At 68.5% G+C, this 22,659-nt stretch carries 20 protein-coding genes, 1 tRNA gene and 1 pseudogene; 14 read left to right on the plus strand and 8 right to left on the minus strand.

What is annotated here, in order from left to right:
* Positions 1-42: 42 nt before the first annotated feature.
* Entirely contained in the window at positions 43-1,575 is a 1,533-nt protein-coding gene (locus QSU92_RS05025; protein ID WP_289265085.1) for an alpha/beta hydrolase, read from the plus strand.
* A gap of 58 nt (positions 1,576-1,633) precedes the next feature.
* On the opposite strand, the gene QSU92_RS05030 is transcribed toward QSU92_RS05025, so the two are convergent.
* Positions 1,634-2,239: a MerR family transcriptional regulator gene (locus QSU92_RS05030; protein WP_289265086.1), complete on the minus strand. Its 606-nt coding sequence runs from the start codon at positions 2,237-2,239 to the stop codon at positions 1,634-1,636.
* Between the two features lie 67 nt (positions 2,240-2,306).
* Between QSU92_RS05030 and QSU92_RS05035 the strand changes: the two genes are divergently transcribed.
* Positions 2,307-2,801 (plus strand): DUF4188 domain-containing protein, encoded by a 495-nt coding sequence (locus tag QSU92_RS05035; protein ID WP_289265087.1) that lies wholly within the window; start codon positions 2,307-2,309, stop codon positions 2,799-2,801.
* Positions 2,802-2,923: 122 nt separating this feature from the next.
* Here the strand turns inward: QSU92_RS05035 and QSU92_RS05040 are convergent.
* Positions 2,924-2,996: transfer RNA gene (locus tag QSU92_RS05040), tRNA-Arg, on the minus strand.
* An 85-nt stretch (positions 2,997-3,081) separates the two neighbouring features.
* A complete protein-coding gene (locus tag QSU92_RS05045; protein ID WP_289265088.1) occupies positions 3,082-3,642 on the minus strand; it encodes an asparagine synthase in 561 nt (186 codons plus the stop codon).
* Between the two features lie 210 nt (positions 3,643-3,852).
* On the opposite strand from QSU92_RS05045, the gene QSU92_RS05050 reads away from it, so the two are divergent.
* Together QSU92_RS05050 and QSU92_RS05055 are read left to right on the plus strand one after the other, a co-directional pair.
* Positions 3,853-4,272: a DUF4383 domain-containing protein gene (locus tag QSU92_RS05050; RefSeq protein WP_289265824.1), complete on the plus strand. Its 420-nt coding sequence runs from the start codon at positions 3,853-3,855 to the stop codon at positions 4,270-4,272.
* Positions 4,273-4,274: 2 nt separating this feature from the next.
* A complete protein-coding gene (locus QSU92_RS05055; protein WP_289265089.1) occupies positions 4,275-4,808 on the plus strand; it encodes a hypothetical protein in 534 nt (177 codons plus the stop codon).
* Between the two features lie 21 nt (positions 4,809-4,829).
* On the opposite strand, the gene QSU92_RS05060 is transcribed toward QSU92_RS05055, so the two are convergent.
* The 5 genes and pseudogenes from QSU92_RS05060 to QSU92_RS05080 all read right to left on the minus strand — a co-directional run bounded on the left by QSU92_RS05060 (position 4,830) and on the right by QSU92_RS05080 (position 10,741).
* Positions 4,830-5,774 (minus strand): aldose 1-epimerase family protein, encoded by a 945-nt coding sequence (locus tag QSU92_RS05060; RefSeq protein WP_289265090.1) that lies wholly within the window; start codon positions 5,772-5,774, stop codon positions 4,830-4,832.
* A gap of 5 nt (positions 5,775-5,779) precedes the next feature.
* On the minus strand, positions 5,780-7,285 hold the full coding sequence (gene araA / locus QSU92_RS05065) for an L-arabinose isomerase (RefSeq protein WP_289265091.1): 1,506 nt from the start codon (positions 7,283-7,285) through the stop codon (positions 5,780-5,782).
* A 25-nt stretch (positions 7,286-7,310) separates the two neighbouring features.
* Positions 7,311-8,897: a xylulokinase gene (locus QSU92_RS05070; RefSeq protein ID WP_289265092.1), complete on the minus strand. Its 1,587-nt coding sequence runs from the start codon at positions 8,895-8,897 to the stop codon at positions 7,311-7,313.
* Positions 8,894-9,582 (minus strand): annotated as a pseudogene (locus tag QSU92_RS05075) (L-ribulose-5-phosphate 4-epimerase). Before QSU92_RS05075 ends, QSU92_RS05070 begins: the two are co-directional and overlap by 4 nt.
* A 148-nt stretch (positions 9,583-9,730) precedes the next feature.
* Complete coding sequence (locus tag QSU92_RS05080; RefSeq protein WP_289265093.1) at positions 9,731-10,741, minus strand: LacI family DNA-binding transcriptional regulator; 1,011 nt, start codon at positions 10,739-10,741, stop codon at positions 9,731-9,733.
* Positions 10,742-10,983: 242 nt separating this feature from the next.
* Between QSU92_RS05080 and QSU92_RS05085 the strand changes: the two genes are divergently transcribed.
* The 10 genes from QSU92_RS05085 to QSU92_RS05130 all read left to right on the plus strand — a co-directional run bounded on the left by QSU92_RS05085 (position 10,984) and on the right by QSU92_RS05130 (position 22,636).
* A complete protein-coding gene (locus QSU92_RS05085) occupies positions 10,984-11,973 on the plus strand; it encodes an ABC transporter substrate-binding protein (protein WP_289265094.1) in 990 nt (329 codons plus the stop codon).
* A gap of 91 nt (positions 11,974-12,064) precedes the next feature.
* Positions 12,065-13,597 carry a sugar ABC transporter ATP-binding protein gene (locus QSU92_RS05090; protein ID WP_289265095.1) on the plus strand — a complete coding sequence of 511 codons (1,533 nt, stop codon included), beginning with the start codon at positions 12,065-12,067 and terminating at the stop codon, positions 13,595-13,597.
* Positions 13,594-14,673: an ABC transporter permease gene (locus QSU92_RS05095; protein ID WP_289265096.1), complete on the plus strand. Its 1,080-nt coding sequence runs from the start codon at positions 13,594-13,596 to the stop codon at positions 14,671-14,673. Before QSU92_RS05090 ends, QSU92_RS05095 begins: the two co-directional genes overlap by 4 nt.
* Positions 14,674-14,678: 5 nt before the next feature.
* The gene (locus QSU92_RS05100; protein WP_422880432.1) at positions 14,679-15,692 is read left to right on the plus strand and encodes an ABC transporter permease subunit; all 1,014 of its coding nucleotides are present in this window, start codon (positions 14,679-14,681) and stop codon (positions 15,690-15,692) included.
* A gap of 50 nt (positions 15,693-15,742) precedes the next feature.
* Entirely contained in the window at positions 15,743-17,314 is a 1,572-nt protein-coding gene (locus tag QSU92_RS05105; protein WP_289265098.1) for a sugar ABC transporter ATP-binding protein, read from the plus strand.
* Complete coding sequence (locus QSU92_RS05110) at positions 17,311-18,324, plus strand: LacI family DNA-binding transcriptional regulator (RefSeq protein WP_289265099.1); 1,014 nt, start codon at positions 17,311-17,313, stop codon at positions 18,322-18,324. Before QSU92_RS05105 ends, QSU92_RS05110 begins: the two co-directional genes overlap by 4 nt.
* Before the next feature lie 17 nt (positions 18,325-18,341).
* Positions 18,342-19,190, plus strand: coding sequence for an NAD-dependent epimerase/dehydratase family protein (locus QSU92_RS05115; protein ID WP_289265100.1), 849 nt, complete (start codon positions 18,342-18,344; stop codon positions 19,188-19,190).
* 197 nt (positions 19,191-19,387) lie between these two features.
* Positions 19,388-20,626: an MFS transporter gene (locus tag QSU92_RS05120; protein WP_289265101.1), complete on the plus strand. Its 1,239-nt coding sequence runs from the start codon at positions 19,388-19,390 to the stop codon at positions 20,624-20,626.
* 124 nt (positions 20,627-20,750) lie between these two features.
* Positions 20,751-21,683 carry a carbohydrate ABC transporter permease gene (locus QSU92_RS05125; protein ID WP_289265102.1) on the plus strand — a complete coding sequence of 311 codons (933 nt, stop codon included), beginning with the start codon at positions 20,751-20,753 and terminating at the stop codon, positions 21,681-21,683.
* On the plus strand, positions 21,683-22,636 hold the full coding sequence (locus QSU92_RS05130; protein WP_289265103.1) for a carbohydrate ABC transporter permease: 954 nt from the start codon (positions 21,683-21,685) through the stop codon (positions 22,634-22,636). Before QSU92_RS05125 ends, QSU92_RS05130 begins: the two co-directional genes overlap by 1 nt.
* The last annotated feature ends 23 nt before the right edge of the window (positions 22,637-22,659 follow it).

Here is a 22,659-nt window from a genome sequence, read left to right on the forward strand (position 1 = left end):
TCGGGGTCGACATGCTCGACGACTCTTCAAGGAGGAAAAGTTATGGGAGCTCGCACCTCAGTGCTGCATCGATGGGACGACGGACGCGGTCCCGTCGCGCGAAGAAGGCCCCTGGCCGCTTTGGGGATCGCCGCCGCGCTGGTACTCGGCACCGTCCCGCTGACCGCGCAGGCGGACGAGGTGGATCTGACGCCCGGGCCGACCGTGTACGCCGATCCGAACTCGCCGACGGGCTACACCGGGCGCTTCGTCTACTACAACCCCGACGCAAGCAGCGTGCGGTTCGTCGCCGACATCCAGCTGCGCAACTGGGCGGACACGTCGGATCCGACCGTCTACCAGCCCGAGGAGTACTTCCCGGGGCTCATGCGCGGCGGAGGCGGGTACGACGTCGAGATGACCGATGCCGGCGACGGGTACTGGGTGACCGACGTGCCGCTCGCGGCGGGAGCCAACCAGTACTGGTTCTACGTCGACAACAACACGAACCTCTGGGTCGCAGACCCGGCGAACAGTCCGATCTTCGCTCCCGACGGGCTGACCGGCGAGGCGCGGCGGGCGTTCAACAAGGTGTTCGTGCCGTACGACGCCGAGAAGCAGGATTTCGAACCGCTCGCGGCGCGCCAGATCGAGCTGCCCCGCGAGGACTCGCAGAAGGGATCCTGGAGCTACGTTCCGTTCGAGGTGAGCGGAACCACGCGCACGATGGGCGTGTACCTCCCGCCGGGTTACGACCCCGACCGCGCCGAGCCCTACAAGACGATCTACATGCAGCACGGCGGCGGGCAGGACCAGTCGGACTGGATGAACATGGGGAACGTCCCGGTCATCATGGACAACCTCATTCAGGATGGCGACACCGAGCCGGCCGTGGTCGTGACGACGAACACGAACTACCTCGGCGCGCCCGCGGAGGGCTATCCGAACCTGCGTGACGTCGTCCTGCCGTTCGTCGAGGCCAACTACAACGTCTCGGGCGATGTGATCGACCGTGCTTTCGCAGGGCTCTCTGCGGGCAGCATCGTCACCCAGAACCTCATCAATTACGACCCCACGCTCTTCGGCTACTACGGTCCGTGGAGCGGCGGCGCCCGGCTGAACACGACCACGCCGAACCTCGCGGCGCCCTACATCCTCTTCGGTGGAGGACAGTGGGACTTCGGTCTCCCCAATGCCGGGGCGGTGGCCGCCTTCGACGACGTCGCCTTCGTCGAGAACGAGGTCGTGGCAGGCGCACACGATTTCAACGCGTGGAACCAGCTGTTCACGATCTTCGCGCGTGACTACGTGTGGCAGCCCGAGTCCTTCCTCGAGGACGAGTTCAGCCAGCTGATCGACGGCGTCGCGGCGTCCTCGCTCAACCGCGGAAACAAGAACGCCCTCACGGTGAAGCTCGAGAAGGGGTGGCGCGACCTTCAGGAGGGCGACACCGCCAGTGCGCTGCGATACGTCGAACGATTCGACGATCAGCTCACGCGATTCGCGTCCAACGGCCAGCTCCCCCAGGCCGAGGCGGATGCGATGAATGTGGTCGCGGACCAGGTCGTGTTCAACCTGGGGTACTGGCAGCGATAGGCGCTGCTCGAGGGGCCGGGGTGGCGGCATCGCCTCCCCGGCCCTTCACCTGGGCGCGTCAGCGGCCGTATCGCTCGCTCGACACGATCTGCTGGGCGGCCCGACGCAGGGCCAGCAGCAGCGGTTCGGTCAGGACGGTCCCGAGCACGACGTACCGCACCGCGCTCTCGATCGAATCGTCCGGGATCCCCGCGATCTCCGCATCCGCGATCCGGCGCGCCGAGGTGACATAGGCGTCGAGGACATCGGATGGCACGGTGAAACCCGCGCGCTCCAGGGTCGCGAGCGCCGTGGCGAGCCCGCCGAGAAGGCCGGGCTCGCACGTGCCGGGCCTCCCGCCCAGGCGCTCGTAGAGCTCCTCAGCGCGGGATGTGTCGATGCCAGCGGGCACACCGGGGGTCACGGCGGCATGTGCGATGCCGAGCAGATCGTAGGGGCCAGCGGGCGGGTCATCGAGCGCCGCGACGACTTTCCGGATCTCCGCCACACTCACGCCTGCGGCCACGAGTGCCCGCACGACCCGGAGCCGCTCGACGTGTCGCGGTCCATAGTCCGCCTGCGTGGCCGCCGTGCGCACCCCTTCGGGGAGCAGCCCCTCGCGCAGGTAGTACTTGATGGTCGGCACGGCGACATCCGTCGTGGCTGCGAGTTCAGAGATCCGCATAGCCCTCCTTGCATTGGATAGTACAACTATCCATACTGGATAGCGTCACTATCGAGAGGATCGGATGATGAGCAGGATCACCGCAGGTCGGATGACGCATCAGCACGACGGGGAGCTCGTGGTCTTCCACATCGGGATGCAGATCAACCGGTGGTGGCGATTCGATCAGTGGCTGCCGGTCTTCTTCGCCATGCCGCGAATGCTCCGCGAGCAGATGACCGAGGCCGATTCCGGCATGCTCGGCTCGCAGCTGCTCCTCGGGGCAGGAGGGCCGTACGTCGTGCAGTACTGGTCGTCGATCGAGAAGCTCTACGCGTATGCGTCGTCGATGGACCACCTGCATCGACCGGCGTGGACGGCCTTCAACCAGCGCGCCCGGAAAGCACCGGCGGCCGTCGGCATCTGGCACGAGACGTTCCTCGTCGAACGCGCAGAGAGCATGTACGTCTCGACGAAGCCGATGGGCCTGGCCGCCGCCACCGCACATGTGCCGGTTGCCGGCCGTCACGACGGGGCTCGCGCGCGCTTCGCCGACGGGCGCACACCCTCCGACCGGCGCTGATCGCGCACATCGGCACCGGCTTCTCCCCTGCCGTTGCGCACGCGCAGCGCCTGCGATGACGTCCGGGAAAACCAGAAAAGGCCCCCGCTGGGGGACCTCTTCCTCACTGTCTCAACACAGTGCGCGCCCGAAGGGACTCGAACCCCTAACCTTCTGATCCGTAGTCAGATGCTCTATCCATTGAGCTACGGGCGCCCGCACTCGCAACTGTATCCGGTGCGCGAGCACCACATGAGAATACCCCACCGGCGGCGGCGCCGCGAATCGAGCAGCGGTCGCATCAGCGCTGGTCGTCCTCCCGCTGCCGCGCTCGCCGATGCGCCGACAGGCGCGGGAGATCCACGAGGCGGAGCGCCTGCATCCGCGCTCCCCGCATGGTGTCGTAATCGGGATCGAGGTCGGGGCGCATCGCCTCGACCCGCAGTCGGCGCTGCAGGTTCGATTCGACGTCGCCCCACGCGGCATCCCGGGCTTTCTCGACGAGGTCGCGCACCGCCTCGGGATCGTCTGCCATCTCGCGCAGACGCTTCGCGACCCCCTCGTACTGCCGGCGGCGGCGGCGGAGGTTGCGCGTGTCGCGGTCGCGGTAGTCGTGCGTGCCGTCGGGGTCGGAGAACTTCCCCCACGCCTTCTTGCGCTGGCGTCGGGCGAGATCGGCGGCGTCGTCCTGCTCATCGGCGAGCGCGAGCAGCGTCGTCCGGGCGAACCGCTCGAACGGCTCGTAGTGGAACATCTCGCCATTGGCGATCGTCTCGACGAGGATGCGATTGCGCACCGTGAGGCGGGCGGCAGCGGCGGCGATCGAGACCCCCTCGCCGATGGCTTCGGCGGTCTTGCCCATCGTCACCCCCTCGACTCCAGGCTACCGGTGCACCTCGGCGCTCGGTTGTGCGAGCACATCCATAGCAAAGGACGGATGACGCGGGCAAGGCCCCTTCGCGCAGACCGGATCGGCATGTACGGTCGGCCGCTCACCATGCACCGCACCACCCACCAGTCTGGAGACCCGATGACTTCCTCATCTGACCGCCGAACCGCCCCCTCCAACCGATTGGCGTCTTCGCCCAACCGCCTCGTCGCGACGATCTTTGGCGTCGTCTACCTTCTCGTCGGCCTGCTCGGATTCTTCGTGACGGGCGGGGTGGACTTCATCGCCACGGACGGCAACCTTCTCCTCGGCATCTTCGAGGTCAATCCGCTGCACAACGTCGCGCACCTGCTGATCGGCGCAGCGCTGCTCATCGGAGGCCTGGCCTCGGTGCGCGCCGCCAAGGCCGTCAACGTCGTCGTGGGCGCGGCGTACCTGCTGCTCGGTATCGTCGGGTTCTTCCTCGTCGACACGCCGGCCAACATCCTGGCGCTGAACACCCCCGACCACTTCCTCCACCTGGCCAGTGCGATCATCCTTCTCGGCGTGGGCCTCGCCGCCGACCGGGGCGTGCGGTCTACGACCGCCGCTCGCACCGTCTGAGCATGGCGACGTCGGGCTCCGTCGGAGCGCTCGTTCCGGCGGGGCCCGCCGCGGCGGGCTGGGGAGCCGGGCTTCTGCTGATCGCGCTGGGAGCAGGAGCGCTCACCGGCGAGGCGACGGACCTCGGCGGCCGTGTCCTCGGTCTGGCGTTGGCGACCATCGGATTCGCCGCTCTCGTCTGGGGCGGGATCTCGCTCGCCCGTGGCCGGCTGATCATGACGCGAGCGGTGGGGGTCACCGTCCTGGTGACGTTGGTCGCGCTGGTCGCGGCCTTCATCCATGACCCAGCGGGAAACAGCATCCTGGCCGTCGCCGTGACGGCTCTGCTTCTGACGGTCGTCGCCGGATGGACCGCGGTCGCCCGCCGCCGTGACGCTGACGCCCGACCCGACGCGGGAAGCCTCGGCATCATCGTCGCGGCGATGCTCGTCGCCGGCATCGTCACGCCCGCTCTCGCGGCATCGGAGGCCGCGCGCGTCAGCGCCGACTCCGGCGGGCGCGTCACCGTGCTCGACCGCGACGGTCACGATCACTGACCGCCGCCCATCGGTCTCGGATCAGACGATGGCGGAGATCCGCCAGGAGGCCTCGGAGGACGCACCGGGCGCGAGCTCGATGAGACCGGCGTCGAAGTCGTAGCGGCCGGCGTTGAACGCGTCGGGGGCGCATGTCATCGGCTCGACCGCGAGACCGAGGCGGGAGACGGCCTTGTCGGGCTTGTCGGCCGTGTGGATCTGGGCCCACGCACAGGCGGTGTTCCACGTCATGGCGACGCCGGTGCCGTCCTCAGATGTCACGCGCACGGTGGCGAAGCCATCCTCATCGCGCGTGAAGCCGGTGTACGCGTGGTCGAGCTCGACCTGGCCGATTCGCCGAGCGCGACGGAAGTCGAACCGCTCGGCGCCGGCGGTCTCGACATGTTCGAGCGAGACGGGGATCAGCCGGTCGTCGGTGACGGTGAGGACGTCATCGGCCGGGAGCTCGAGCGTCCACTCATCGACGAGACCGGGACCCGCGACGAGGTAGGGGTGGGGCCCCGTCCCCCACGGCGCGGTCTCATCGCTGTGGTTGCGCACCCGCACGGTCTGGGCGAGGCCTTCGGCTGAGAGCTGGAAGGTCGTCTCCACGCCGAGCTCCCAGGGGTAGCCGGTCTGCGCGACGATCGTCGCCGCGAGCGTGACGTGGCTCGGGCCTTTGTCGATCGCTTCGAAGTCGAGCCACGACCCCAGGCCGTGCAGCGCGTGCCCCCGCGCGGGCTCGGTCAGCGCGACGCGGCGCTGGACACCGCGGAAGGTGTAGATCCCGTCGACGACGCGATTGGGCCACGGCGCGAGGGTGGCTCCGCGGTAGGAGGGACGCACCTCGTCGGCGCCGAAGGGGACGACGAGGTCACGGCCCCGGAAGGTGAGACACCGCAGTGTCGCGCCGACGCTGGCGATGCACGCCTCGTAGTCCCCCGCGCGAAGAGAATGCTGCGTGCCCGAGACGGAGTGCGATGCCATAGAAGTCAGATTCCCTGCGCGAGTCGGTAGTAGGCCTGGTTCCACCGGAGCTCCCGCTGGAAGTCGCGGACGGTGGTGTGCTCGTCGATCACGACGAGCTCGGTGCGGGCGATCTCGGCGAAGTCGCGGAAGACCTCTACACCCACGGCCGTCGTCATCACAGTATGGTGCGCGGCGCCCGCCGCAAGCCAGCAGGCCGCCGAGGTGGCGAAGTCGGGAGCCGGCTTCCACACGGCGCGACCGACGGGAAGCCGTGGGAGGTCGGGGGCATCGACGTTCTCGACGACGTTGGCGACGAGGCGGAACCGGTCACGCATGTCGCTCATGGCGACGACCAGCGCCGGCCCCGGGTCGGCGGTGAACACGAGCCGGACGGGATCGGCCTTGCCGCCGATTCCCAGCGGATGCACTTCGAGGCGCGGCCTCTGCGTCGTCAGCGACGGCGCGACTTCGAGCATGTGCGCGCCGAGGATGCGTTCGGACCCCGGGATCAGGTCGTAGGTGTAGTCCTCCATGAGGCTCGCGCCCCCGGGGCGTCCGGCGCCCATGACGTTCGCCACTCGGACCAGAATGGCGGTCTTCCAATCACCCTCGGCGCCGAAGCCGTAGCCCTCGGCCATGAGCCGCTGCACGGCGAGGCCGGGGAGCTGCGTCAGCGCGCCGAGGTCCTCGAACGAGGTGGTGAATGCGCCGAAGCCACCCGCCTCGAGGAAGGAGCGGAGTCCGACCTCGATCGCGGCGCCGTCACGCAGGCTCTGATGGCGGTCGCCGCCCGGCAGCAGTTCGGCGGCCACGTCGTAGGTCGCCTCGTACTCCTCGACGAGCGCGTCGATATCGGCGGCCGAGGCGTCGGCGACAGCATCAGCGAGCTCGTTGACACCCCACGTGTTGACCTGCACGCCGAAGCGCAACTCGGCTTCGGTCTTGTCACCCTCGGTGACGGCGACGTAACGCATGTTGTCCCCGAAGCGCGCGAGTTTCAGCGAACGGGCCGCCGCCCACCCTGCCGCGGCCCGCTGCCAGTCCTCGACCTGCTGATGAACGGCCGGATTCGACACGTGCCCGACGACGGTCTTGCGTGCCACGCCGAGTCTGGTCTGGATGTACCCGAACTCGCGATCGCCGTGGGCGGCCTGGTTGAGGTTCATGAAGTCGAAGTCGATGTCCGCCCAGGGCAGCTCGACGTTCGCCTGGGTGTGCAGGTGCAGCAGCGGCTTCTGCAGCGCGTCGAGCCCCGCGATCCACATCTTCGCCGGGCTGAACGTGTGCATCCAGGCGATGATGCCGATCACCTCGTCACGCGCGTTGACCTCGAGCGCAAGCCGGCGGATCGAGTCGGCGTCCTTCAGCACGGGCTTCCAGACGACACGGACGGGGAGGCCGTCCAGCCCCGCGGCGACCGCTTGGGACTGCTCGGCGACCTGGCGGAGCGTCTCCTCGCCGTAGAGCGTCTGGCTTCCGGTGACGAACCACACTTCGTAGGCGTGGAGAGAGGTGGACAGTGACGGCATGACGGTGTTCCTTCGGGTGGGATGGTCAGAGGGCGGCGACAGCGGCGCGCTCGACGGCGAGCGCCGCCTCGTAGCGGACGAGGAATCGGGCGAAGCCGGCCACATCCTCGGGTCGGGGGTCGACGGTCACCGTTTTCGCGTCGGCGAAGACGTGCCTGTCGAGGTAGTCGGAGAGAGTCGCTGCGTCGGCGTGCAGAAGCTGGGCGGCGAGCACCGCCATCCCCCACGGACCCCCTTCGCTCGCGGTCTCGCCGACGGCGACGGGGGTGTCGATCGCGGCGGCGAGGAACCGCTGCGCGACCCCGGCGGTGCGGAAGACCCCGCCGTGGGCGAACATGCGGTCGATCGTGACGCCCTCATCGGAGAGCACGCGCATACCGAGAGCGAGGGTGCCGAACATCCCGTAGAGCTGCGTGCGGATCGCGTTCGCGAGCGTGAATCGGCTGTCGGGCGTCCGCACGAACAGCGGTCGGCCCTCATCGAGGCCGACGATGGGCTCACCGGAGAGGTGGTTGAAGGCGATCAGGCCGCCGGCGTCGGGGTCGCCCTGCTCCGCCTCGCGCAGGAGGATCTCGAAGACCTCATCGGAGGAGAGAGGCGCCCCGGCGCGCTCGGCGAAGTCGCCGAACATCCCCGCCCATGCCGCAAGCTCGCTGGCGCCGTTGTTGCAGTGCACCATCGCCACGGGGTCGCCGGCGGGCGTGGTCACGATGTCGATCTCGTGATGCGCGGCCGCGAGCGCGCCTTCGAGCACGACCATCGCGAAGATGCTCGTGCCGGCGCTGACATTCCCGGTGCGCGGCGCGACGGCGTTCGTGGCCACCATCCCCGTTCCGGCGTCGCCTTCCGGAGGACAGAACGGGATGCCGGGGAGCAGCCGCCCGGTGGGGTCGAGCCGGGCCGCCCCGGCCTCGGTGAGCGCGCCGGCGGGCTCACCCGCCCTCAGGACCCGCGGGAGGAGCTCGGCGATGCGGAGGCCCGGCGCCGCCTCGGCGACCATCCCGTCGAAGGTCTCGACGAGTCGGAGGTCGTAGTCGCGGGTCGCCGGGTCGATGGGGAACATTCCGGACGCGTCTCCCACGCCCAGCACCCGCTCCCCTGTCAGCTGCCCGTGGACGTACCCCGCGAGGGTCGTGAGGGAGCGGATCTCGGGGAGGTGGGGCTCACCGTCCAGAACCGCCTGGTAGAGGTGGGCGACCGACCATCGGAGCGGGATGTTCTGCTCGAATGCCGTGGACAGCGCTTCGGCGGCCGGTCCGGTCGTGGTGTTGCGCCACGTGCGGAAGGGGGTCAGCAGCTCACCTTCGCCGTCGAACGCGAGGTAGCCGTGCATCATGGCCGAGACGCCGAGGGCACCGATCGTCTCGAGGACGACGCCATGACGCCGCTCGACGTCCGCCGCGAGGTCGGCATAGGCGCTGCGCACACCCTCCCAGACGTCGTCGAGCGAGTAGGTCCAGATCCTCCCCTCGAAGCGGTTCTCCCAGGCGTGCGAGCCGACCGCGAGCACTCGCGTCGGATCGTCGGCGTCGACCAGGCACGCTTTGATCCGGGTCGACCCGAGCTCGACGCCGAGGGCGGTCCGACCGGCGGTGACGGCCTCCGCGCTCATCGCGCATCCTCCGGACGGCGATCGTCGGTGCTCTGCCCGTAGACATTCTGATATCGGTCGTAGAGCCGGTCGATCGAGTCCTGCGGGATCGGGATGAGGGCCCCCCTTGTCGTGCGATGTGGATGGTTCGCGCGGCATCCTCGACCATGACGGCGGCCTTCACCGCGTCCTTCGCGGAGACTCCGATGGTGAAGGGGCCGTGGTTGCGCATCAGGACAGCTCTGGAGCGATGACCGCGGAGCGTCTCGACGATCCCGCGGCCGATCGAGTCGTCGCCGATGATCGCGAACGGGCCGATGGGGATCGGGCCCCCGAATTCGTCGGCCATGCCGGTGATGACGCACGGGATCTCCTCCCCCCGCGCGGCCCACGCCACGGCGTAGGTCGAGTGGGTGTGGACCACTCCGCCCACCTCCGGCATGTTCCGATACACATAGGCGTGCGCGGCGGTGTCGCTCGACGGGCTCCGCTCGCTTCCCGCCGAGCCGGGCACGACGTCGCCTTCGAGGTCGCACAGGATCATGTTCTGCGCGTCGAGGTCGTCGTACGAGACGCCGGACGGCTTGATGACGAAGAGATCTGTGCCCGGCACCCGGCCGGAGACGTTCCCGCCCGTCCAGACCACGAGCCCGTACCGGACGAGTTCATCGTGCAGGCGCGCGACATCGGCACGGACGGTTTCGATGGCTTCGCGAACAGCGGGGTCGAACGACGGCGTCGCAGCATCAGTGCTGGGCACGATTCCTCCCTCGGTGGCGGATGCGCGAGAGCGCAGGCGATGTCATGTTACCGGTAACACGACGGCTCGTACAGAGCAGGCGGCCGTGATCGGATCACGGCACCGGCGCCGGCGGGCGTGTCGTCGAGGCCCGCCGCACCAGGGTGGGCGCGGCCGGATGCGTCGGCGGGTCGATCGCTCCGAGAATTTCGGCGACGGCATGCCTGGCCTCCCCGGCGACGTCCAAACGCACGGTCGTGAGCGCGGGACGGTAGAACGCCGCATCGGGATTGTCGTCGAACCCGGTCACGCTCACGCTCGCCGGCACCTCCACGCCCGCTGCGCGAAGCCCTGCGATCACACCCAGCGCCATCTGGTCGTTGGCGGCCACGACCGCGGTCGGCCCGTCCGGCTTCCGCGTCGCAGCAGCGATCACCTCACCGAGCGCCGCCGCGGTCGCAGCGGTCCAGTCCCCCTCCCAGCGCAGCGTCGTATCCAGACCCGCCTCAACGAGTGCACGGACCGCGCCTGCCTCGCGGCTGACCGCTTCGCTCCACGCCGCAGGACCCGCGAGCCGGGCGATCCGGCGATGGCCGAGGCCGAGGAGGTGGCGGACGGCCGCGGCTGCGCCCTCGGCCTGCCGCTCGCCGCCCTCCCCCTCGTGAAGGGCGGCCACACGCACATCAGGATGAGCCTCCCGCAACGCCGCCGAGGTCGTCAGATGCGGAGCCAGCACGATGATGCCGTCGACGCCCTGGTCGATGAGGCGGTCGGCGGCGGCGATCACGGATGCCGCGCTGTCGGCGTCCGCGTACGCGGTCGCGATCCAGCGGCCCTGCTCCCGGGCCGCGGCGTCGAGGGCGGCGATGCCGACAGCGGGTCCGTACAGAGCGGCGTCGGAGGCGAGCACGCCGAGCGTCCGGGTTGTTCGCGTCCCGAGCGCGCGTGCGGCGTTGTTCACCCGGTATCCGAGACGACTCACGGTCTCGAGCACCCGCGCACGCGTCTCGGGGCGGATGTGCGGGTGATCGTTGAGCACCCGCGACACCGTCTGCGGGGAGACGCCGGCAGCGGCTGCGACCTCGCGCATGCCGAGGCGAGCGCGCCGGTCGTCGGGGGCGGTCATGGCACCCGAGGTTACCGGGCGATCGTGCGGCGACACACAAATGTGATCCTTCACCGCGAATGAGACAAGGCCGTGGTGAATCTCTCCAGGCGCATCCCGGACGGGGGGACCGTTACCAGACTGTTATCGCTCACATCTTGCGCGGTGCGTGAATGTGAAGGCTAACATTTCGACCGTATCGCCATTGCGGTGCACGCACTGAACCGGCACTGCAGCCGGGACCCGACGAGGAGGTTTGGGGAATGAGAAGAAGTGTGCTGGGAAGCATCGCCCTGATCGGAGCGGTGGCCCTTACGGCCGTGGGTTGCGCGAGCGGCGGCGGCGGCGCCGGAGCCGGCGGAGACGGTGGTGGAGGCGAGCTCGTCACGGTCGGCTTCGCGCAGACCGGGTCCGAGTCGGGCTGGCGCAGCGCGAACACTGAATCGATGCAGGAGGCGTTCTCGGAGGAGAACGGGTTCGAGCTGATCTTCAATGCCGCGGACAACGACCCCGCGGCACAGATCTCGGCGGTCCGCGACTTCATCAGCCGCGGTGTCGAGGCGATCGTCATCGCGCCCATCGTCGAGGACGGCTGGGACGACGTACTGCAGGAGGCGTCGGATGCCGGCATCCCCGTCATCCTCGAGGACCGCACCGTCAGCGCCCCCGAGGATCTGTATGCGAGCTGGGTGGGTCTGGACTTCAAGAAGGAAGGCGTGATGGCCGGCGAGTGGGCCGCAGAGGAATTCGGCGACACCCCGACGAAGATGGTCGTCCTCGAGGGCACGACCGGGTCGGCTCCTGCCAACGATCGCGCCGAGGGCTTCGCGGAGGCGATCGAGGGCACAGCCATAGAGACGATCGACTCGCAGACCGGAGACTTCACCCGCGACGGCGGCAAGACGGTCATGGAGGGCTTCCTCCAGAAGTACGGGGTCGACGGGATCGACCTGCTGTACGCGCACAACGACGACATGGCTCTCGGCGCGATCGAGGCCATCGAGGCGGCCGGCGGTGTCCCGGGGGAGGACATCAAGATCGTGTCGATCGACGCGGTCAAGGACGGGATGCAGGCGCTCGTCGACGGCAAGATCAACTTCATCGTGGAGTGCAACCCGCTGCTGGGCGAACTGGCTGCGGGGCTGGTGACGGACGTCCTTGCGGGCGAGACCGTCGAGAAGACGTACTACGTCGAGGACCAGACCTTCACGCAGGAGCAGGCCGCCGCCGTCATCGACTCGCGTCCCTACTGAGCCGGCCCGCCCGCCGGGGTCCGCATCGCGGACCGCCGGCGGGCGTCTCCCCTCCCCTTCGTCCTCTCACCGACGCGAAAGCACGACCGCCATGACGTCTGCCACTGTCGAAACGCCCCCCGTCGTCGCGATGCGCGACATCACCATCCGCTTCCCCGGCGTCCTGGCGCTGGACGGTGTCGACTTCACGCTGCGACCCGGCGAGGTGCACTCGCTCATGGGCGAGAACGGCGCGGGGAAGTCCACCCTCATCAAGGCGCTCACGGGCGTGTACCCGGTGGACTCCGGCACCATCACGGTCGACGGCCGACCGCAGTCGTTCGATGGGGCCGCTGACGCTCAGGACGCCGGCATCGCCACCGTCTACCAGGAAGTGAACCTCTGCGCGAACCTCTCCGTCGGAGAGAATGTGATGCTCGGCCACGAGCCACGACGCGCCGGCGCGATCGACTGGGATCGTGTCCACCAGGTGGCCGCCGAGCGTCTCGGAGATCTCGGTGTCGGAATCGACACGAGGTCGCTGTTGTCGAGCCACGCCATCGCGGTGCAGCAGCTCGTCGCCATCGCGCGCGCCATGGTCCTCGATGCCCGGGTCCTCGTCCTGGACGAACCCACCTCCAGCCTGGACCGAGGAGAGGTCGAGCGCTTGTTCGCCGTCATCCGGGATCTTCGAACGCGGGGCGTGGCCATCCTCTTCGTCAGCCACTTCCTCGACCAGGTCTACGAGATCTCCGACCGCATCACCGTCCTCAGGAACGGCCGCCTGGTCGGCGAGCACACCGCCGCCGACCTTCCCCGAGACGCCCTCGTCAGCATGATGCTCGGACGTGAGCTGTCGGATCTGGCCGAGATCTCCCGGTCCTCCGAACGCGACATCGACCGTTCCGGAGTCCCGGTCCTGCGCGCTCGCAGCATCGGGCGCCGGGGTGTGCTCGAACCCCTCGACATCGACGTCCATCCCGGCGAAGTGGTCGGAATCGCCGGGCTCCTCGGCTCGGGCCGCACCGAGCTCGTCCGGCTGCTGTACGGCGCTGACCGCGCCGACTCAGGATCCCTCGAGATCGACGGTCGAACCGCGAAGATCACCTCTCCGCGTCACGCGATCGACAGGCGCTTGGCGTTCTCCTCCGAGGACCGCCGCGCGGAGGGTGTCGTCGGCGACCTCACCGTCGCCGAGAACATCGTGCTGGGCATTCAAGCGTCGCGTGGCTGGATGCGGCCGATCAGACGGGGGGAGCGCGACGCCGTCGTCTCCGAGTACATGAGTGCGCTGGGGGTCCGCCCGGCCGATCCCCACGCGCTTGTGCGCAACCTCTCCGGCGGAAATCAGCAGAAGGTCCTCCTCGCCCGCTGGCTCGCCACCGCGCCGGAGCTGCTCATCCTCGACGAGCCGACCCGCGGCATCGATGTCGGTGCCAAAGCGGACATCCAGCGGAAGGTCCAGCGCCTGTCGGAGCAGGGACTTGCCGTCATCTTCATCTCCTCAGAGCTGGAGGAGGTGCTTCGATTGGCCCAGCGGATCGTCGTCATGCGGGACCGCCGCCGGATCGGCGAGCTCGATGCCCGGACCACCGACATCGACAGCCTCATCGACTACATCGCCAACGAGGGAAGCGCAGCATGAACAGACTCATCCGCCATCGGCTGGTGTGGCCGACGCTGGCGCTCATCACCCTCGTCGTCATCAACACCATCGCCCGACCGCAGTTCATCAGTCTCACGATCCGCGACGGCCAGCTCTACGGCCCGTTGATCGACATCCTCCGCAACAGCGCCCCACTGATGCTCGTGGCATTGGGGATGACCGTGGTCATCGCCACCCGCGGCATCGATCTTTCCGTCGGCGCCATCATGGCGGTCTCGGGCGCCGTCGCGATGACGATCATCGCGGACTCCCCCGACCCCGCCGGTGGCGGCACGGTCGCGATCGCGCTCGTCACCGCGCTGGCGGTCGCCCTGGTGCTCGGCGCGTGGAACGGTCTTCTCGTCTCCGCGCTCGGGATTCAGCCGATCATCGCCACCCTCGTGCTCATGCTCGTCGGTCGGGGGGTGGCACTCCTCATCACGGGCGGCTTCATCACCACCGTCACGAGCGCGCCGTACAAGTTCATCGCCACCGGATACGTTCTGGGCCTCCCCTTCGCACTGTTCATCTCGGCTGCCGTCATCACGGCGGTGGCCGTCCTCGAGCGGCGGACGGCACTCGGGATGCTGACCGAGGCGGTGGGGATCAACCCCAAGGCCAGCCGACTCGCCGGGGTACGTGCCCGCGGCATCGTCTTCACCGCCTACGTCGGAAGCGGCCTGCTGGCCGGGATGGCGGGCATCCTGTACAGCTCCAACATCATGGCCGCCGACGCGAACGCCGCCGGTCTGTACATCGAGCTCTACGCCATCCTGGCCGTGGTCCTCGGCGGGACCTCGCTGATGGGCGGGAAATTCACGATCGCGGGGACGGTGATCGGTGTTCTGACCATCCAGACGCTGGAATCGACCATCCTCTTCCTCGGGGTGCCCTCCGCACAGGCGCCGGTCTTCTTCGCGATCGTCGTCATCGTCGCCGTGGTGATGCAGTCGCCGCGTTTGCACCGCGCGCTCCGGCGGCTCGTCACGAACCGTTGGGACTCGCCGCCGCCGGGCGGCTCGTCCTCCATGGCCGACGGCGCATCGAACGCGACGAAAGAGACGGTGGCGTCATGACCGGGATGCTGGAACGGCCGGTTTCGCGGCCCGCAGCGCTCGGCGCGCGGTATCGCACGTTCATGAGCCGGCATGCGTCGCTCCTCCCGACGCTCGCCGCCGTCGCGATTCTCCTCGCCCTTCTCATCGGCGCCCAGATCGCCTTCGGCAACTTCATCGCGCCGCGGAACCTCTCGGCGCTGCTGCTCAACAACGCGTATCTGGTCGTCCTCGCCGTCGGGATGACCTTCGTGATCCTGACCGGCGGCATCGACCTCTCCGTCGGATCGGTGATGGCGTTCACCGGCATCCTCGGTGCGAAGCTCCTCGCCGACGGCTCCCCCGCGGCCGTCGCGATCCCGCTCATGATCGTCGGCGGCGCGGCGATCGGGCTGCTCATCGGCGTGCTGATCCATTACTTCGACGTGCAGCCGTTCATCGCGTCGCTCGCCGGGCTCTTCCTCGCCAGAGGTCTCGCGTTCGTCGTCAGCCTGTCGTCGATCCGGGTGGAGGATCCCGCTGTTCTGTGGCTTCAGCGCACGCGACTCACGGTCGGCGAGTGGTACATCACGCCGACCGGCATCCTGGCGCTCACCTCCGTCGCCGTCGCTTTCGTCGTGCTCCGCTGGACCCGGTTCGGACGGACCGTCTACGCGATCGGCGGCAATGAGCAGTCCGCCCGTCTCATGGGCCTTCCCGTCACGCGCACGAAGATCCTCGTCTACGTCGTGAGCGGCGTCTGCAGCGGGCTCGCCGGACTCATCCTGACCGCTTTCTCGGGTGCCGGGTATCCGCTGAACGGCGTGGGCACCGAGCTCGACGCGATCGCGGCCGTCGTCATCGGCGGGACGATTCTCACCGGCGGGAGCGGATATGTCATCGGTTCGCTGATCGGCGTTCTCGTGTACGGCGTGATACGCACGATCATCGCCTTCGAAGGTGCGGACCCGTCGTGGACCCGGATCGTCATCGGCGCGCTGCTTCTGCTGTTCATCGTGGTCCAACGCGCGATCGTCGCACGATCAGACCGCCGTACCTAGGCGCGGCGGTGCGGAGCCGGCCAGGTCGCCCGCCACGCCATAATGGCGTGATGGACGAGCGGCGTCCGCTCTTGACGGTCACCGGGGCGACAGTAAGGTTCGGCGCCGAAGTCGCCCTCGATGACGTCGACTTCCGGGTCTTCCCCGGCGAAGTGCATTCGCTCATGGGTGAGAACGGCGCCGGGAAATCGACGCTCATCAAGGCGATCACCGGGGCTCTCCAGCTCCACAGCGGCACGATCAGCCTCGACGGCAGGGCGCAGCACTTCCCTTCCACCGCAGCGGCGCTGGGCGCCGGGATCAGCGCGGTGTACCAGGAGATCGACCTCCTTCCGAATCTCACCATCGCCGAGAACATCTGCCTCGGTCGAGAACCGCGGCGCTGGGGGGTCATCGATCGCCGGGCGTTGCACCGGCGCGCCGCGGCGGTGCTGCAGGATCTCGGGGTCTCTGTCGACCCGGCTTCCATCCTCGGGGGACATTCGCTCGCCGTCCAGCAGCTCGTCGCTCTCGCGCGGGCGATCTCGGTCGATGCCCGCATCCTGATCCTCGACGAGCCCACCTCGAGTCTCGATGTCGACGAGGTGACCGAATTGTTCCGGGTCATAGACGAGCTGAAGGCGAGGGATGTCGCGATCGTCTTCATCTCCCACTTCCTCGACCAGGTCTACGAGATCGCCGACCGCATCACGGTGCTGCGGAACGGCCGGCAGGTCGGCGAGTACGTCCCTGCCGAACTCCTGCGGATCGATCTCGTGCAGAAGATGCTCGGCCGCACTCTCGGCCCGCTCACCAACCGAGCCTCCCCTGAGGACGAGTCGGATGCGACCGTCGCCTACCTCAGTGCTCGAGGGGTGACGGCGTCCCCGGGCATCATGGACGCCGACCTCGAGCTGCACGAGGGCGAAGTGCTCGGCCTCGCCGGGCTTCTCGGTTCAGGTCGCACCGAGCTCGCGCGCGCCGTGAGCGGCATCGACCGGATCGACCACGGGGTCATCTCCGTGGGGGGCAGACCCGCCGACTTCCGCACACCCCGACACGCGATCGCTCAGGGCGTCGTCTACTCTTCGGAGAATCGCAGGACGGACGGGATCATCGGCCACCTGAGCGTGCAGGAGAACATCACCCTCGCGCTCCAGGCCGAAAGAGGCGCATTCCGCCCGCTGTCCGCTCAGCGGCGGCGTGAGCTCGCCACGAGCTGGATCGAGGCTCTCGACATCCGCCCCGCCGATCCCGATCGACCCGCGGGCGCACTCTCCGGCGGCAATCAGCAGAAGGTCCTGCTCGCGCGGCTGCTGGCGCTGTCGCCACGAGCGCTCCTGCTCGACGAGCCGACCCGCGGGATCGACGTCGGGGCGAAGGTCGAGATCCAGAATCTCGTCAGCGAGCTCGCCGACAACGGCCTGTCGGTGGTGTTCATCTCCGCGGAACTGGAAGAGGTGCTTCGCGTCGCGAACCGCGTCGCGGTGCTTCGCAACGGCCGCATCGTCGCAACGGTTTCCTCCGAGACGGTGACGGTCGACTCGCTCCTCGCCCTCGTCGCTCAAGCGGACGGACCGGATGGGGCGCCGGACGAACCGCGTGGGGCGCCGGACGAACCGCGCGGGACGGTGGACACGTGACCGACGAACGTTCCGCGCGTTCGGCGAACATCTTCGACGTGGCGCGCCTGGCCGGGGTTTCCCACCAGACCGTTTCCCGCGTCCTCAACGACATGCCGAACGTGAGGCCGGCCACCCGGGCTCGGGTCGAACAGGCGATCGCGCAGCTTCGCTACAGCCCCTCCCCTGCGGCGCGAGCGCTCGTGACACGGCGGACGCGCACGATCGGGCTGATCACGCCGGCCGTGTCGGATTACGGTCCGACGTCGATCGCGATGCAGTTCAGCATCGCGGCACGCGCGGAGCGATACAGCGTCGAGTCCGTCAGCATCCCCGGCGGCAACGCCTCCGCGGCACGATCGGCAGTGGAGGAGCTTCTCCGCCAGCGGGTGGACGCCGTCGTCATCGTCGTGGTGGATTCGACGGTGCTGGAGGTGGTGCGCGGGCTTCAGCTCGGCGTGCCGCTCGTCGCATCCGTCTCCTCACCGCGGCGGAGCCCGTTCATCGTGTCCATGGATCAATATCGAGGGGCTCGCTCCGCCGCCCGCCATCTCGTCGAGCTCGGCCACACCCGGATTGTCCACCTCGCCGGCCCCGCACACGCGCCCGACGCGATGGAGCGGATTCGCGGATGGCGAGACGAGCTCGTCGCCCACCGGCTCGAGATCGACGAGCCGCATCACGGCGACTGGTCTGCCGCGAGCGGGCATCGCCTGGGGTCGGGCCTCGACATCCGTGCCGGATCGGCGGTCTTCGTCGCGAACGACAGCATGGCGATCGGACTGCTGTCGGCCCTTCGGGAGCGCGGTCTTCGCGTGCCCGACGATGTCAGCGTCGTCGGGTTCGACGATATCCCGGAGGCCGGCTACCTCTACCCCCCGCTCACGACGGTCAGGCAGGACTTCGCCACACTCGGCGAGCTGATGATGCAGAAGGTCCTCATCGCGGTCGAGGAGCCGGATTCGGTGACCGAGGACACCCCCCTGCCCACGCATCTGGTGGTGCGACAGTCGACGTCGCCACCGCGCTGACGTGGCAAGGTGATCAGATGCGCATCGCACTCACTGGTTCATCCGGCAAGCTCGGCTCCGTCGTGGCTCGCGAACTCCGCGCGGGCGGCATCGAGGTCATCGGCCTCGACGTCGCCGCAGAGCGCAGCCCCGGGTTCGTCCAGGTCGACCTCACCGACTACGGTCAGGTCGTCGACGCCCTCGGCTCGGTGAACGACCAGCACGACGGCGTCGACGCCGTGGTGCACCTCGGAGCGATCCCCGCACCGGGGATTCGCAGCGACGTGGCGACCTTCCACAACAACATGACGGCCACCTTCAACGTCTTCCACGCCGCCATCCGCGTGGGCGTACGCCGGATCGTCGCCGCCTCCAGTGAGACCGTGCTGGGTCTTCCCTTCGACGTACCGCCGCCCTACGCACCGGTCGACGAGGAGTACGAGCCGCGTCCCGAGAGCATCTATTCGCTGGTGAAGACCCTCGAAGAGCGGATGGCGCGGGAGCTGGTGCGCTGGCACCCCGAGCTGTCCATCACCGCGCTGCGGTTCTCGAACGTCATGGTTCCCGAGGACTACTCCGAGTTCCCCTCGTTCGACGCCGATGCCCGTCGGCGGAAGTGGAACCTCTGGGGGTACATCGACGCGCGCGACGGCGCGCAGGCGATAGAACGGGCCCTCCGCGTGGCCGAACCCGGCTTCGAGGCGTTCATCATCGCCGCCGCCGACACCGTCATGAGCCGTCCGAACGCCGAGCTGCTGGCCGAGGTGTTCCCAGACGTCGAGGTACGCGGCGAGGTCGGAGAGAACGACACTCTGCTGTCGATCGACAAGGCACGCCGGATGCTCGGCTACGAGCCTCGCCACTCGTGGCGGGACGAGGTCGGCTGACCGTCTCTCCGCACCGATGCCGAAGCGGCGCCGGAAGTACCGGCGCCGCTGACGGATCGGACGCGCTTCTGAAACCGCGGATGCCCGGGCGGAACGCGCTTGGTAGACTTGACGAGCTCTGTGCATCACCTCGCGCTTCGCGCAAAGGCGGCACGAAACGCCGCCGGACGATCCGGGCGGCCGACCGAATCGACCTGATGCACGTGACTCCGTCTGCTGCGCCCCGCCCGACATCGCTGATCCGGGCCGCGGGGCTGTCGTACTTCCCGATCGCGCTCGTCGCGCGTCTGCCGTTCGCGATGGTGGTCGTCGGGCTTCTGACCCTCGTGGTCTCCGCCCGCGATTCTCTGGCTCTCGGCGGGGTGACCGCCGCGGTGACCGGCCTCGGCACCGCCATGTTCGGCCCGCTCCTCGGTGCCGCCGCCGACCGGTTCGGTCAACGACGGGTGCTGCTGTGCGCGGGCCTGGCCAACAGCGTGCTGCTCGTCGCCATCGCCTGGCTGGCCTTCGCCCCGGTCCCCGATGCGGCGGTGCTCGCTGCCGGGTTCCTCATCGGCGCGTCCACGCCCCAGGTCGCCCCGCTGTCGCGGAGCCGCCTCGTGGGGATCATCGCCCGCGCCGTCGACCCGGCCCGCCGGGACGCCGTGGTCAGCGGCACGATGGCCTACGAGTCGGCCGCTGACGAGATCGTCTTCGTCTTCGGTCCGGTGATCGTCGGCGTCCTCGCCGCCACGCTCGATCCTGTCGCGCCCGTCCTCGGCGCCGCCGCCCTGGCGGTGATCTTCGTGTCGGCCTTCGCGCTGCATCCATCCGCCCGGGTCGAACCCGGTGTGCGTGACGGCGCTCCCTCACCCGCCCCGGTGCGCGAGCTCACCCGGGTCGCCGCACCCGTCGTGGGAGCTCTGGGAATGGGCCTGTTCTTCGGCACGATGCTCACGTCGCTGACGTCGTTCATGGCCGATCGGGGCATCGCCGAGCAGGCGGGCGTCGTCTACGGCGCGATGGGACTCGGCTCGGCAGCGCTGGCGCTGGGTGTCGCCGCCTTCCCCGCCCGGTTCACGCTCGGCGCGCGCTGGATCGTGTTCGCCGCCATCCTCGTCGCCGGCACCCTGGTGCTCCCGTTCGTGACGAGTGTGGTGGCCATGACCCTCACCCTCCTCGTCATCGGTGTGGGTATCGGCCCGACCCTCGTCACCCAGTACAGCCTCGCCGCGCACCGAAGCCCTCTCGGGCGCTCGTCGACGGTGATGACGATGCTCGGCTCCGGCATCGTGGTCGGCCAATCGGCCTCGACCGCGGTGGCCGGAATCGTCGCGGAGTACCTGGGGACGGATGCTGCGCTGACGCTGCCGTTTCTCGCCGCGGCGATCGTGCTGCTGGCGGGAGTCGTCGACGCGCTGGTGAGGCCCCGCAGACAAGTACGGTTCGGCAACTAGACACAACTTCTCCGTGTTGGCAAGCACATTGCCGACGCTTTTGCGGGCGCCTACGGTCCGAAGGATCCCAGATGGATCCCAGAGGAGGACCGATGCATCATCGACGGATGCCGCGGGTGCGGGCATGAGCCTCATCGCCCGCCGGGCGCCCGCAGCGCGGGACCGGTACAACCGGCGAGAGGCCATCGCAGGCTACCTGTTCATCTCCCCGTGGATCATCGGGTTCCTGATCTTCACAGCCGGGGCGATGGCGTACAGCCTCTACATCTCCTTCAGCAACTACAACCTCGCCACCAACAGCGCACGGCCGGTCGGTTTCGACAATTACGCCAACCTGTTCGAAGACCCGAGGGTCGGCGTCTCGCTCGCCAACACGCTCTTCTACGTGGTGATGGCGGTGCCGCTGGAGATCATGTTCGCCCTCTTCCTCGCGATGCTCCTCGCGCGCGCGAGCCGCGGTGGGGGGATCTTCCGGACGCTCTACTACCTGCCCAAGATGACGCCCGCCGTCGCGACGGCGGCGGTGTTCTTCCTGCTGCTGAACGGCAACTCCGGCGCGATCAACCAGTTCCTCCGCCTCTTCGGCATTCAGGGGCCGCAGTGGCTGGTCGACCCCGCCTGGGTGAAGCCGAGCATCGTCCTGATGACGCTGTGGACGGTCGCGGGGACGATGGTGATCTTCCTCGCTGCTCTGAAGAACGTCCCCGTCGAGCTCTACGAGGTCGCCTCCCTCGACGGCGCGGGACCGGTGCGGAAGTTCTTCTCCATCACCCTGCCGATGATCTCGGGCGCGATGTTCTTCAACGTCATCGTCCTGTCCATCGCGGCGTTCCAGATCTTCGACCAGGCGTACCTGCTGTTCTGGCGCGACCAGAGCAACTCCTCGCCGGAGGCATCGCTGTTCTACGCCATCTACCTGTTCCAACAGGCCTTCCGACAGTTCAACTTCGGCTTCGCCGCGGCGATGGCGTGGCTGCTGTTCGTCATCATCATGATCATCACGGTCATCCAGGTGAAGTTCGGCAGCCGATTCGTCTACTACGAGGGGGACCGCTGATGTCGGCGACACTCCAGACACCGGGCGTCGCGCGTCCCACGCCGGAACTCGCTGCAGCAGCCGCAGGTGACGCGCCACCCCGCTCCCGCTGGCGTCGCGCGCTGTCGCAGCCGAAGACGCTGGCGGGCAGGGTCGTCCTCGCCATCGCCCTGATCCTCTTCTCGCTGCTCTTCCTGTACCCCTTCGCCTGGCTCGTCGCCGCGAGCCTGAAGCCCCGCGGCGAGGTGTTCGACAACGCGCTCATCCCGCGCACCTTCGTGCCCGAAAACTACATCGAGGTCTGGAATCAGCTGCCGCTGCTCAGCTGGATGTGGAACAGCATCGCCATCGCGCTCCTCGCGGCTACCGCCGTGGCGATCTCCAGCTCGATCGTCGCCTTCGGGTTCGCGTACTTCCGCTTCCCCGGCCGCGGGCTGATGTTCGGGCTGGTCCTGGCGACGATGATGCTGCCGGGCGCGGTGACGATGATCCCGATCTACCTCATCTGGAAGGAGACCGGGTTCCTGGGCACCTGGGTGCCGCTGTGGGGGATGAACCTGTTCGGTTCGGCGTTCTACATTTTCCTGCAGCGGCAGTTCTACCTCGGGCTTCCCCGTGAGCTGTTCGAGGCGGCCAAGCTCGACGGCGTCAGCAACTGGGGTCTGTTCTGGCGCATCGCGATGCCGCTGTCGATCCCGTCCTTCATCATCGTGTTCCTCTTCGAGTTCCAGGCGAGCTGGAACAACCTGCAGGCGGCACTGATCTACCTCAACGCCGGCGGGGTGGAGGACTTCACGGCGCCGCTGGGCATCGCCTACGCCATGACGAAGTACAGCCCTACCGCGGGAGGCCAGGGCGACTACCAGTACGTGATGGTGGCCTCTCTCCTCGTGACACTCCCGATGCTGATCCTCTTCGCCTTCGGGCAGCGCTACTTCATCGAGGGCGTCGCCACTCAGGGGCGGAAGGGATGACGCCGGAGCGGCCCTCGCCGGAT

It is taken from the genome of Microbacterium sp. ET2, from assembly GCF_030347395.1.
In the GTDB taxonomy this organism is placed as follows: Bacteria; Actinomycetota; Actinomycetes; order Actinomycetales; family Microbacteriaceae; genus Microbacterium; species Microbacterium albipurpureum.